Consider the following 13590-nt stretch of genomic DNA (forward strand, 5'->3'; position numbering starts at 1 on the left):
GACCCGGGTGTTGGTAGGAGCCCGATTCATCGGGCGATGGTGGCCAACTAAACCATCTATCGCTCGGTAAACCGAGCCCCAACAGCCGCCGACACAATGCCGAAAGCCGAATTCAAGGAAGTGCCATGAGTATCCTGCACACCCAAGTCAACCCGCGCACCGAGGCGTTCCAGGCCAACGATGCCGCCCTGCGCGGCGAGGTCGACAAGCTGCAGTCGCTGATCGCTTCGATTTGCCGAGGTGGTGGCGAGAAGGCCCGCGAGCGCCATGAATCCCGAGGCAAGCTGTTCGTCCGCGATCGCATCGACCACCTGCTCGACGAGGGCGCGCCCTTCCTAGAGATTGGTGCCCTCGCCGCGCATGAGGTCTACGAGTCGTCGGTACCCGCCGCCGGGGTGGTGACCGGCATCGGGCGCGTCTCGGGGGTGGAGTGCGTGATCGTCGCCAACGATGCTACGGTCAAGGGCGGCACCTATTATCCGCTGACGGTGAAGAAGCACCTGCGAGCCCAGGAGATCGCCCGCAAGCATCGCCTGCCATGCATCTACCTGGTGGATTCCGGCGGCGCCTTCCTCCCCCGTCAGGACGAGGTCTTTCCCGACCGCGATCATTTCGGACGCATCTTCTACAACCAGGCCACGCTTTCTGCCGAGGGCATCCCCCAGATCGCCGTGGTGATGGGTTCGTGCACCGCCGGCGGCGCCTACGTGCCGGCCATGGCCGACGAGTCGATCATCGTGCGGGAACAGGGCACCATCTTCCTCGGCGGCCCCCCGCTGGTGAAGGCCGCCACCGGTGAGACGATCAGTGCCGAGGACCTGGGCGGTGCCGATGTGCACTGCAAGATCAGCGGCGTCGCCGACCACTACGCCGATAACGACGCCCATGCCCTGCAACTGGCACGCCGTGCCGTGTCGCGCCTGAACTGGCAGAAACGCGGCCGGCTTGCGATGAAGGAGTCCAGACCGCCGCGCCTCGACCCGGAGGAACTCTACGGCATCGTAGGCACCGACCTGCGCAAGCCCTACGACGTGCGCGAAGTCATCGCCCGGCTGGTCGACGATTCCGACTTCGACGAATTCAAGCGCTACTACGGCGATACCCTGGTTACCGGCTTTGCTCATCTGCATGGCCACCCGGTGGGCATCGTCGCCAACAACGGCGTGCTGTTCTCGGAGTCGGCCCAGAAAGGCGCGCACTTCATCGAACTCTGTGCCCAGCGCAAGATCCCGCTGGTCTTCCTGCAGAACATCACCGGCTTCATGGTCGGGTCGAAGTACGAGCAGGAAGGCATCGCCAAGCATGGCGCCAAGCTGGTCACCGCCGTGGCCTGCGCCAAGGTGCCCAAGTTCACGGTGCTGATCGGCGGCAGCTTCGGGGCCGGCAACTACGGCATGTGCGGTCGCGCCTACGAGCCCAACCTGCTGTTCATGTGGCCCAATGCGCGCATCTCGGTGATGGGGGGCGAACAGGCCGCCAACGTGCTGGCCCAGGTCAAGCGCGAGCAGCTCGAGCGCCATGGAGAAGAATGGAGCGACGACGACGAAGCCGCGTTCAAGGCCCCGATCCATGAGCAGTACGAACATCAGGGCCATCCGTACTACGCCAGCGCGCGACTGTGGGACGACGGCGTGATCGATCCCGTCCAGACCCGGGACGTGCTGGGGCTGGCGTTGTCTGCGGCGATGAATGCGGAGATCGAAGAGACGCGCTTCGGTGTGTTTCGGATGTAAGGCACTGTTTGTGGGTATCAACGAACTCCCACAAAAGCCCGGCCCCCGGGTGCCGGCAGGAGCCCGGTTCACCGGGCGATGGCTAACCATGTCATCCCCTCGCTCGCTGAAGCGAGCTCCCACAAAAGCCCAGACCCGAGGGGTGGTGGGAGCCCGATTCATCGGGCGATGATGGGACAACGCTTCGCACTGGAAGCTCGAAGCCAGCAGGATATCGAAATGACCAAAGAGACTTATTCGACACTGCACATCGACGATCGCGGCGTCGCCTGGCTGACCCTGGATCGTCCCGAGGTGCACAACGCCTTCGACGATGCCCTGATCCACGAACTCAACGGGTATCTCGACCGGCTGTTCGAGGCCGTCGAGCGCGACGAGGTGCGGGTGCTGGTGCTTGGCTCCGAGGGCAAGCACTTCTCCGCCGGGGCGGATCTGAACTGGATGAAGCGCATGGTGGACTACAGCGTCGAGGACAATCTCGCCGACTCCCGGGAGCTGTCGCGCCTGATGCACCGCCTCGATACCCTGCCCTGCCCCACGCTGTGTCGCGTGCAAGGTGCCGCCTATGGCGGCGCGGTGGGGCTCGCGGCCTGCTGCGATATCGTCGTCGCCAGCGAAGCCGCGCGCTTCTGCCTCTCCGAGGTGCGAATCGGTCTCTCGCCGGCGGTGATCAGCCCCTACGTGCAGCGCGCCATCGGTGAACGGCAGGCGCGCCGCTATGCGCTCACGGCCGAGGTCATGGACGTCAGCACCGCCCAGATGCTGGGACTCGTGCACGAGGTGACGGCCAAGGACGCTCTCGACCCGCGAATCGATACCTTCATCGATACCCTGCTGGCCACCTCGCCCCAGGCCAGCCGTGCCACCAAGGCATTGCTCGCCGAGGTCGCCCGCCAACGCGACGCCGATGCCACCCGGGAACACTGCTGCCAGGTCATCAGCAAATTGCGCGTCAGCCGCGAGGGGCAGGAAGGCCTGGCGGCGTTCTTCGACAAGCGCTCGCCCCGCTGGAAACCGACCGACCATCGGAGCGACAAGCCAAGCAACGATCACAACAGGGAGCCGCGTTCATGAGCCTCGCCAATGCGCCGATACCGCTGACCACGGTGCTGATCGCCAATCGTGGCGAGATCGCCTGCCGGGTGATTCGCACCGCCCGTCGACTGGGCCTGAAGAGCGTGGCGGTCTATTCCGATGCCGACGCCCTGGCCTATCACGTCCGGGAAGCGGATGAAGCCATCCGCATCGGCCCGGCCGCCGCCCGGGAGAGCTACCTGAACGTCGAGGCGGTCATCGCGGCGGCCAGGCGCACCGGAGCCTCGGCGATCCATCCCGGCTACGGTTTTCTCTCCGAGAACGCGGCCTTCGTGGCGGCCTGCGACGAGGCCGGCATCGCCTTCGTCGGCCCCCCGGCCAGCGCCATCGCCGCCATGGGCGACAAGTCCGCTGCCAAGGCACGCATGGAGGCGGCCGGGGTGCCCCTGGTGCCCGGTTACCACGGCGACGATCAGGACGATGCCGTGCTCAAGGCCGAGGCCGACCGCATCGGCTATCCGGTACTTCTCAAGGCCAGTGCCGGCGGCGGCGGCAAGGGCATGCGGGTGGTCGAGCATGGCGAAGCGTTCCAGGCCGCCCTCGAGGGTTGCCGGCGCGAGTCCCAGGCCGCCTTCAACGACCAGCGCATGCTGATCGAGAAGTACCTGACCCAGCCGCGCCATGTCGAGGTCCAGGTGTTCTGCGACAGCCATGGTCGCGGTGTCTATCTGTTCGAACGCGACTGCTCGGTGCAGCGCCGCCACCAGAAGGTGCTCGAGGAGGCGCCGGCACCGGGCATGAACGAGGAGCTGCGCCGCGAGATGGGCGAGGCCGCGGTGCGCGCCGCCCGGGAGATCGGCTATGTCGGCGCCGGCACCGTCGAATTCTTGCTGAACGTGGACGGTAGTTTCTACTTCATGGAGATGAACACCCGTCTGCAGGTGGAGCACCCGGTCACCGAGATGATCACCGGCGAGGACCTGGTCGAATGGCAGCTGCGCGTGGCCGCCGGCCTGCCGCTGCCCAGGAACCAGGATGAACTGGCCATCGGTGGTCATGCCTTCGAAGCACGACTCTACGCCGAGGACCCGGAGCAGGACTTCCTGCCCGCCACCGGCCACCTGGAGCGTTTCGGCCTGGATCTCGCCGGTGCCGGCCTGTCCGCGGCAAGCGTGCGCCTGGACAGCGGGGTCGAGGCCGGCGACGAGGTCTCGATGCACTACGACCCGATGCTGGCCAAGCTGATCGTGCATGGCCACGATCGCGACCAGGCACTGGCCACGCTCAATCGCGCCCTGGCGGCGCTGGACGTCTCCGGCGTCACGACCAACCGTGCCTTCCTGCAGCGCCTGGCCAGTCATCCCGCCTTCAAGAAGGCCGAGTTGACGACGCGCTTCATCGAGCACCACGGCGAGGAACTGTTCGCCACCGCGGTACTCGACGACGAGGCCTATGCTAGTGCCGCCCTGGTCGCCCTCGATCTGTTGCGACGCGAATCTCGCGCCGGCACGCCCTGGGAGCGCCGTGACGGCTGGCGACTAAACGCCCCGGATCGGGTGCGCATCGCCCTGACGGACTCCACCCATGCCGACGACGAGTCCGACAGCCCGGCCATCGTCACCGTGCTGGCCGAGCGCCAGGGTGCCAGTCCCTGGCGGTTGCACCTGAACGGCCGCACCCTGGAAGGCCATCTACAGCCGGTGGAAGGCGATGGCGTGGCCATCACCCTGGATGGCCATCGCCGCCGCTGGCTGGCCCGCCGCGACCGGGCCGAGCATGGCGAGGTGCTGGTACTGGGCGATGCCGAGCGGGAAATACGCCTGTTCTGGCGCCGCCTGGATGCCGTCGATCACGGCCATCACGAGGTCGATGCCACCCTCACCGCGCCGATGCACGGCACCGTGGTGGCACTGCTGATCGAACCGGGGCAGCCAGTGGAGAAAGGCACGCCACTGATGGTCATGGAAGCGATGAAGATGGAACATACCCTGAACGCCCCGGCGGATGGGGCCGTCGAGGCGTTTCATTTTGCCGCCGGCGATACCGTCGGTCAGGGGGATGTGTTGCTGACGTTCACCGCGGCGGAGTGACTCGAACACCCGGCCATCGCCCGGTAAACCGGGCTCCTATCAAACCGCAGGCACTGCTCTTGTAGGAGCTCGCATCAGCGAGCGATAGCAACCCAGTCATCGCCCGGTAAACCGGGCTCCTACCAAACCGCAGGCACTGCTCTTGTGGGAGCTCGCATCAAGGAGAGATAGCAACCTGGCCATCGCCCGGTAAACCGGGCTCCTGCCAAACCGCAGGCACTGCTCTTGTAGGAGCTCGCATCAGCGAGCGATAGCAACCCAGCCATCGCCCGGTAAACCGGGCTCCTACCAAACCGCAGGCACTGCTCTTGTAGGAGCTCGCTTCAGCGAGCGATGATATTTGCAGAGCACACCGACAGGAGAAACTGATGTCCTTTCCTTCATCCGTGCGCCTGGTCGAGGTCGGCCCCCGGGACGGCCTGCAGAACGAGCCCGACCCGATCGCCACCAGCACCAAGCTCGAACTGATCGACCGGCTCGGCGGCGCCGGCATTCGCCATATCGAGGCGGCCAGTTTCGTCTCGCCGAAGTGGGTACCGCAGATGGCCGACCATCGCGAGGTCATGACCGGCCTGTCACGCCGTAGTGGCGTCACCTACTCTGCGCTGACCCCCAACCTCAGGGGGCTGGAGGCGGCGCTGGAGTGCGGTATCGAGGAAGTCGCCGTATTCGGCGCGGCCAGCGAAACCTTCTCCCGGAAGAACATCAACTGCTCCGTGGCCGAGTCGCTGGAACGTTTCGCCCCGGTGCTGGAACGCGCCGGCAAGGCCGGGGTACGCGTGCGCGGCTACGTTTCCTGCGTGCTCGGCTGCCCCTACGAAGGCGAGATCGCGCCGGCCAAGGTCGCCGAGGTGTCCAGGGCGCTGTTCGAGATGGGCTGCTACGAGGTCTCCCTGGGCGACACCATCGGCACCGGCACCCCGCTCAAGGCCAAGCGCATGCTCGAGGCGGTGGCCAGGGAAATCCCCATGGACAAGCTGGCAGCCCATTTCCACGACACCTACGGCCAGGCCATCGCCAACCTCTACGCCGTGCTGGAGGAAGGCATCGCGGTCATCGACAGCTCCGTCGCCGGCCTCGGCGGCTGCCCCTACGCCAAGGGTGCTGCCGGCAACGTGGCCAGCGAAGACGTGATCTACCTGCTCGACGGCCTGGGCATCGAGACCGGCATCGACTTGAATGCGCTTGCAGCGACCGGAAACTGGATCACCCAGGCAATCGGTCGGCCCAATCGTTCCAAGGTCGGCGTGGCGTTGAACGCTGCTTGATGCTCCTGCGACTACCGCTCTCTCCCTCCCCACTTCATCTTCATCCCCTTTCAACCAACCTCTCGCTAGACCCGCCAGGCGGGTCTACGCTTGACGTAGTTTGACAACCGAACCGAACATCGCGCTTGATGCTCGGCTCAGCGCTTCTCAATAATCAACAACAAGAGAAAAGCTGTCATGTACTGGCACCATCTCGACCCCTTAGAGCAATGCAAAGACACGACTATTCTAAACGCCGCCAACGAGGTAAGACATTTTCTTGGGGGTCAGTTGACCAATGTTTGCGACGATCATGGAAGAGGAATACGCTACCAGTTAGGCAATACGTTTTATAGGGAGATGTCTAGAGTCAGCGAAAAAAGTAAAACAACATTATTATTCAGAATACCAATAACGTTTGACGCACAGGGCATCAAGCTCTCGCGAAGTCTTGCCAGCACACTGAAGGATTGCACCGATTATCAAGACATCTTCGTAATTTATACAATAAGAAATGACGGTACACCTTGCAAAACCATCATGCGGTGGCCGCCATCGGAGCATCTTAATGAATTTATTGAAGATGAAAACATTGACGATGACAAGGCTGACGATATTTTTTGCCTTCGCAGCCTGCTTAAAGCCACCAAGCCGGGTAATTCTGCGCCCATGGTTCCTCACCTTGTTGTGAAGAACATTGACACCGACACAGGTGACGCCGAAGGTAACGACTCCGAACTCTATCTTTTTTCATGGCAGATAATTGATGAAAAACCCGAAAACTTCTGTCTGGAAAATTGCGATGAATTTTCAGATCAACAATATACATTACTTGAAAAGTTACTCAACCACGATGATTCCAAAACTTCTGATGAACCCAAGACTATCAGCAATATACTGGACATCGAAAAACAGAAAATAAATGAAAGACTTGAAGAAAACAGGGATTGTACTACCGCCAATAAAACAAAACACATAATAGTAAATGCCACAAGCGTCTATTGCCAAGAGATTGACAAAAAAAGTTCAGATAATGGCAAAGGCACTCAGAATACAAATTCCATCGACCGCATAAACGCACTAAGCTACCGGCCAAGACTGCTGTTCCCAAGACACGAAATACGTCAGCTTTCGAACGGCATTCAATTGCTTTGCCAGAAGAAAAAACGTGAGCGAATCAGCGCCGAACATCTTTTCCGACTCATCGGGAAAAGCGCAAAAGAAGGAGAAGGAAAGGTCTTCGATGATCAAAATAACTGTCATGTCGAGTTATCCAACTTGTATATCACGAGCAAGGAGGCCATTCGCTTCGTTCATCGCCTCGATCTCTCCTTGACTCTGATTGATGTCAAGTTCGCTGGTGATGTCGTGCTGGACAACTGCATCATTACCGGCTCGATAATGTTCCGTTCCTGCCACTTTTACCAAGGCTTTTCCGCAAAGGATGCTACCATCAAGGGCTCCCTGACACTCAATGACTGCTTCATCGATGGCGGTACTAACGTCGACACACCGAAAAGATTGAAACCCGCCTTGGCACTGCACGGACTAAAAATCCATAACAGCTTTTTCGCCGATCGGTTACGGGTACATGGACGCATTCGTGCCCAGTGGATGCAAATAGGCAATATCTTCAGCGCACGCGGGCTTCGCGTATTTCCTCGACCCGAGCCCTACGATCAGGACGCCGGGCACAGCAAGGCAGTGGTGGATTTCCGGCATACCCGAGTGTCGGGCCCAATGGATCTCTCGAGTCAGGTTGCCGATGGTGGAGGCGGGTCACCTCAGGAAAACCAACGTACGCGTTTGCAGGGCGATTGTCTGCTATCCGGCGTCAAGGCTGAAGTTTTGCAGATGAATGGCGTTTTCGTGAAAGGCGATCTCCATCTTATGTCGGCACAAATCGAGAGTGCCGTCGAATTCGATTGTATTTCCAGTACCGATCTACCGCATTTGGGGTGGCGTACTCAAATCGAAGGTGATTTGGAGATGGCCTACTTACATTGCGAATACATCAATGGGCGTGGCATTCGAGTCTCCGGCGACCTGAATCTTTGCGAATCAGAGATAGAGCATTCCTGCCATCTCGATATCGGTTTCAGAAATAGTGCCAGGACGTTGATTCAGGGAAATCTGATACTCGACGGGACCCGAACGAAAGGCGATATCGACCTGTGCGGCGCGCGCATCAAAGGAGAGCTGCGTCTGGTCAGCGGTAGCTGCCAGCGACTAATTGCCAACGTCACCTGGCGAAAAACACAGTATTTTCATGATAACTCTGTATCGCAAGAGCCAGAAGAGCGGATCCAGGATCGACTGGAACTCGTGCCAACCTGGGTACAAAAAGATGTCGTACTCCTCGATTGTTGTTTAGGCACGTTATCCATGGTGGGAATATCTATCGATGATAGCATAACAACTAATAACCTCGTCGTGAACGGCAGGGTAAGATTCTGGGGTAGTCGGCGAAAGATTTTTTTGCGAGAGCAAATACAAGAAAACCTAAACAACGAGGGTTGGAGTTACAATGCATTAAATGAGAGTATAGAAAGTAAAATGCGAGACATAATCTCTCATGTTGACTCCATCGACTTCAGGACTCTATACGCCGAGGGAGGTCTAAACCTGTCCAAGATATGCAACTCAAATGTTCGGGAAATTGACAATGCAATAATGCTCGACAACGCGACAATAAAGAACAACCTAGTGATTTTGACGGAGAATGCCGACGATATAAAAACAAGACTTATAGGGAATATTACCATCCACGAGGCCAATATCGAAGGCGAACTGGATGCTCGGGGTCTACAAGTCATTTCGGGAAGTTTTATGGCAAGTAACATGAGGGTATCCGGTGCCGTGTGGCTGGCCTCCGGTAACGAACAGTCTCAGGGCGACGAACAGGAACTTGAGGAACCTAAGCTTGAAGTCAAAAAATCGATAGTCTTGCAGGGCTTGGTGGCCCCGAAATTGGTCATCGATGGCCATAGCATTTTAGACCACGATCATCCCGACGCGTGTATCGATCTCTCTGGCGCACGAATCAACAATCTGGTCATCAAAAACCTTGCCCCTCCTTTTCCAGTACCGCTCAACCTGCAAGCCATTCAGGTCAATAATTGGGGAATCAAACCGGAGGAATGTCTGACACTGCTCCACGGAACCCATTTGCCTGGAAGAAAAAGTTATTTCGATGCCAGAAACTACGTGGATATAGAAAGCCGTTTGTCGGTCATTGGGGAGATTCAGCTGGCCAACAAGGTCTATCGAAAAATGGCCAAGCAACTAAGTACGGATGGTTCAAGAAACCTCACCTGGAGAAAACTTATATTTTGTCTCGACAAGGCTTTTTCCTTGAATCGGACACAGCCACTATTGATGTTCTTTTGGCTGGCTCTTATGACCTTTTTTTCTTTCTTATTTCTTTCCGATCACCGCAACATTGAAGAAATTGGTGCTGATCGTCAAGAATTAGTCAATACTTATTTACAAGAGGAGCGATGGAACAATTGGAAAGCCCTGGGACTCGCAGTGTCTTATGCGATCCCATTCTATGGAGGGGCGAAATATGAAACTACGCGCGCCAGAATTCTAGGCAGTACCTGCAATCCCTTCGATGAGACCGACAATCCGAATAACAATAATCAGCCTTTACTTTGTCGTCCTCTTTGTCAAAGTGGTTTGTCGCTTTCACCCCACGACCTGGCACAAACTATTTCAATATTTCAATTCATACTATGGATATTTCTCGCCGCCAATCTGCCTGCCATCATAAGACGACGCAATACATAGCCACCCCGCTGCTTCATGGCCCTTACCCCATCACCGTACGACCGATCAGCCAGACATGCAGCCAGAAGACGAAAGCGACGTAGAGCGCCAATCCCGCGACGATCACGATGACGTCGCCGCCGCGCTTTACCGGCACGCTGGGCACGGCCCGCGCATGGCGTCGGCGAAACGACAGCAGATCGAGCACTGCCCGCTCGGCAGAGTGGCGGAGACAAATGCAAGTGCAGCGGCTCAAGTGCCAGCGGGCGAGTTCAGCCTCCCCCTGACATCCAATCCCCCCAGGCCTCTCGAACGGCAGCCATCGCCGCCGTGACAGCAGGCTCCAATGCACGATCCCGACGGCATACGAATCCCAGTTCGGCGTCGACCGCCACGCTGTCGGCGATGGTCACCCCGTCGGCATGGGCGGCGCGCAACGCCAGGCTGTCCCGCGCCAGCGCGAGGGCAACCCCGGACTTGACCAGATCGAGCATCGACGGCTCAAGATCGACACGCGCCACGACGTTCTGTTCGACCCCTTCGGCGCTGAAAATGCGCGCGAGCAGGCGCGAATGAATCGATTCCGGTGGAGTGGCAATCCAGGGCAGTGCCGCCAGCTCGTGCCATCCCTTACCACTGACCTGACTCGCCCAGCCAGGGGGCGCGATGACCCGATAGCGGAAACGTGCCAGCGCCACTACCTGGAAGCGATCATGAAAATCGGGAAATCCCGGGAACCCCAAGGTATAGGCCACGTCCAGATTGCCCAGTTCTACTTCGCGCAGCACGGCCCCCGACATGCCATGGCACAACTCGAAGGCAAGCCCCGGATAACGCTTGGCAAGCAGCCCTAGGAAGGCCCCCAGACGCAGGAATTCCGGATCGAGGATCGTGCCGATCCTCAGACTGCCCAGCAGCGGGCCCTTCATGCCGGTCGCCGCCGCATCGAATTCGGCTGCCGCCGCCAGCGCACGCTCGGCCGCCGGCAGCAGCTTGCGCCCCGCATCGGTCAGCCGCATGCCGCGTGGAGTACGCTCGAACAGCACCAGGTCCAACGTCGATTGCAGTTTCTTGATCTGCAGGCTCAAGGCTGGCTGGGTCAGGCACAAGCGCTCCGCCGCCCGGGTCAGGTTACCCTCCCGGGCGACGGTCACGAAGGCTCGTAGACCGGCATAGTCCATGGTTGCGTCTCTCAGCTCGGCAGATACTCCCGGCTCCAGCGTTCACTGACGGCGCCAGACTCGATCATGGCATCGATCGCGGCCTCGTCGTAGCCCAGTTCGCACAGCACTTCCCGGGTCGAGGCGCCATACTGCTGCGCCGGTTCGAGGGCGTAGATCTTCCCGCGCACGGGGCGAATCGCATAGGGGTCGAGCTGGGTGACCACGTGGCCACTCGGATGATCCTCATAGACCGAGAAGGAGTAGCTGCCGCGATCGGTTCCCGGCGTGCCGTCGGCGGGTCGACTGTGGTAGGCACGAATGGTGTCCAGGTTCTCGCACACCGCCGCCGCGACACCGCACTTCTGGAGCCGGTTGACCCAATCCCCGGCCTCCGCGCCGATGAAGGCATTGGCCAGAAAGGCCGCCCTGCCTTCCTTGACGACTTCCGCGAACCCTTCCAATCCCGCGACCTTGTCGATGCGCTCGACATCCGACTCATAGGCACTCAGCAGGACATAGCTGCCAGAGGAGGTGTAGTAGAAACGGGCCAGATCATCGAAGCCGTTGCACTCCCGTCCCGCCGGTTCGTCGAACAGCCCACGCCGTTCGTAGTCATAGCAGAATGGCATTTGCGCGAGGCCGCTGAGTGCGGCCAGGGAGGTGCGCGGCCGCCCAACCCGTCCGGTCTTGAGCTTCTGGTAAAGCGCCGCGGCGATGCCCAGTGAACCGCCAAAGCCGCACATCACATCGATCGTGCCCACATGGGCATGTTCCTCCGGCGTGTCCATCTCCCCCCCGAAGCGCAGCATGATGCCGGTGGTGGCCTGCACCAGATCATCGTAGCCCAGATAGTTGGTGCGCGGCCCGGGGCGAACGCCACCGAAGCAATCCAGCTGGCAGAATATCGCCTCGGGGTTGAGCGCCCGCAATCCCTGGGCATCCAAGCCCATCGCCCTAACCTGCCTGTCGGTGGCGTTCCAGACGATCACATCGGCGGACTTGACCAGTTTCACAAAGATCTCGCGGCCTTCGGGGGCACTGATATCGGTCAGCACCGAGCGCTTGCCACGCATATGCGACATGCCGAAGATCACCGTGTTCCAGCAGTCATAGAACGGCTTGGACGGATCGAGCTTGATGACCTCCGCACCGAAACGGGCGAGATAAGCCACCGAATGCGGGCCGGCGATCACATTGCACAGATCGAGAATGCGCACGCCCTGAAGCCAACCATCCCGGGCATTCTTGGCACGCACCCGCGGCAGCTTGGTCTCGATGGCCGTGAGACGCCTCAACGCCGTTTCGAAGCTCACCCAGCGGCGTGGCTGCGGTTCCAGCATCTCCTCGCCACTCTCCTCGAGCCAAACCATCGGCCCCGGTTGCGTCATGGTGCCGAACTCGGGATCCTCGACCTCGATCATCAGCCCCGCCGTCTCGGCATGATCGTCATGGATCCATTCCTGCAGCCAGCGCTGGGGGGCGCCGGGGAACTTGCCGCGACCGAAGATGCGCTCCCACTCCTTGGCAGTGCGGGTGATGAACACCTCCTTCATGCGCGCGGCGATCTTGTCGGCCCAGAACTTCGGCAGCGGATAGACGCCGAGCGATACGTCGGATGCCCATTCGCTGACCGGTCGATAGGTGTCCTCCTCCTCGCGGAGCCCCTCCTCGACCAGTTCGTCGTAGATGCCCAGGGTCTTGAGACAGCGTTTGGCGTGGGACTTGTGACTCGGACAGACGACATAGAACTGGCGCCCATCCTTGCACTTGTAGCTGCGGTAGAACGGATCGAGCAACTCCTGCAGCTCGTCATAGCTCAAGTTCATCGGCAAGCCTTCGATCCGCCGACGTTCGATCTCCTGCTCCCGCTGGGTCTTGTAACGTTCCGGGTAGTCCTCGATCTTGATCGAGTTGTAGCTAAGCCCCTCCATGACAGCCGCGACCAGCGGCACCTCGACCTGATCGCCGAGGCCGGTGCGCTCCCGCGCCTGCAAGGCAAGCACCACAGCAGAGGCCGCCAGCATGGTGCCGTAGGCGGATGCCAGGGGCAGCGGCGAGAAGGAGGGGTTGACGCCCATCAGCACCCGGTTGAGACCCATGTCGGTAAAGACGCCCGAATTGGCCGCGATCACGCTCTCGAACGCTCGCCAATCCCGGCGCAGCTCGTCATTGGAGGCAAACCCCGGGATCGACAGGGTAATCAGCTCCGGTCGTGCCTCTCGCAATTGCTGGAAGTCGAGGCCGAGTCGCGCCATCACCCCGGGGCGAAAGCTCTCGATCACGATATCGGCTTCCTCGATCAAGTCTCTGGCCTGCTCGAGGCCTTCGGCGGTCTTGAGATCGATCTGCACGATCAACTTGTTGCGGTTCAGCGTGGCATTGGCCGGGGTCGTCCACAATGGCCCCCCGGGAGGATCGACATGCACCACCGTGGCGCCCAGATCGGCGAGAATCATCGCCACGGCGGGCCCTGCCATGTACTGGCCGAAGTCGATGACCTTGACGCCGATCAGCGGCAGCGCGGAGTGAGGATTGCCGGGCATGGTTCTCT

The 13590-nt window shown here is 60.1% G+C and carries 8 protein-coding genes; 5 read left to right on the forward strand and 3 right to left on the reverse strand.

Annotation, left to right across the window (positions count from 1 at the left end; translation table 11 throughout):
• Positions 1-125 precede the first annotated feature (125 nt).
• From BUA41_RS15610 to BUA41_RS15630, 5 genes are all read left to right on the forward strand, one after another.
• Positions 126-1733, forward strand: coding sequence for a carboxyl transferase domain-containing protein (locus tag BUA41_RS15610; protein WP_072824541.1), 1608 nt, complete (start codon positions 126-128; stop codon positions 1731-1733).
• Positions 1734-1952: 219 nt separating this feature from the next.
• Positions 1953-2807, forward strand: a complete 855-nt coding sequence (locus BUA41_RS15615; RefSeq protein ID WP_072824543.1) for an enoyl-CoA hydratase-related protein — start codon at positions 1953-1955, stop codon at positions 2805-2807.
• Entirely contained in the window at positions 2804-4858 is a 2055-nt protein-coding gene (locus BUA41_RS15620; RefSeq protein WP_072824545.1) for an acetyl/propionyl/methylcrotonyl-CoA carboxylase subunit alpha, read from the forward strand. Before BUA41_RS15615 ends, BUA41_RS15620 begins: the two co-directional genes overlap by 4 nt.
• Before the next feature lie 368 nt (positions 4859-5226).
• Positions 5227-6126: a hydroxymethylglutaryl-CoA lyase gene (locus BUA41_RS15625; RefSeq protein ID WP_072824547.1), complete on the forward strand. Its 900-nt coding sequence runs from the start codon at positions 5227-5229 to the stop codon at positions 6124-6126.
• 177 nt (positions 6127-6303) lie between these two features.
• On the forward strand, positions 6304-9897 hold the full coding sequence (locus BUA41_RS15630) for a hypothetical protein (protein WP_072824549.1): 3594 nt from the start codon (positions 6304-6306) through the stop codon (positions 9895-9897).
• Between the two features lie 22 nt (positions 9898-9919).
• Here BUA41_RS15630 and BUA41_RS19310 read toward each other — a convergent pair whose 3' ends face one another.
• The 3 genes from BUA41_RS19310 to BUA41_RS15640 all read right to left on the reverse strand — a co-directional run bounded on the left by BUA41_RS19310 (position 9920) and on the right by BUA41_RS15640 (position 13582).
• The gene (locus BUA41_RS19310) at positions 9920-10084 is read right to left on the reverse strand and encodes an NnrU family protein (protein WP_175546992.1); all 165 of its coding nucleotides are present in this window, start codon (positions 10082-10084) and stop codon (positions 9920-9922) included.
• Between the two features lie 64 nt (positions 10085-10148).
• Entirely contained in the window at positions 10149-11057 is a 909-nt protein-coding gene (locus BUA41_RS15635; RefSeq protein ID WP_072824551.1) for a LysR family transcriptional regulator, read from the reverse strand.
• 11 nt (positions 11058-11068) lie between these two features.
• Complete coding sequence (locus tag BUA41_RS15640; RefSeq protein ID WP_072824553.1) at positions 11069-13582, reverse strand: CoA transferase; 2514 nt, start codon at positions 13580-13582, stop codon at positions 11069-11071.
• Positions 13583-13590 lie beyond the last annotated feature (8 nt).

The sequence above is a fragment of the Modicisalibacter ilicicola DSM 19980 genome, assembly GCF_900128925.1.
Taxonomy (GTDB): domain Bacteria; phylum Pseudomonadota; class Gammaproteobacteria; order Pseudomonadales; family Halomonadaceae; genus Modicisalibacter; species Modicisalibacter ilicicola.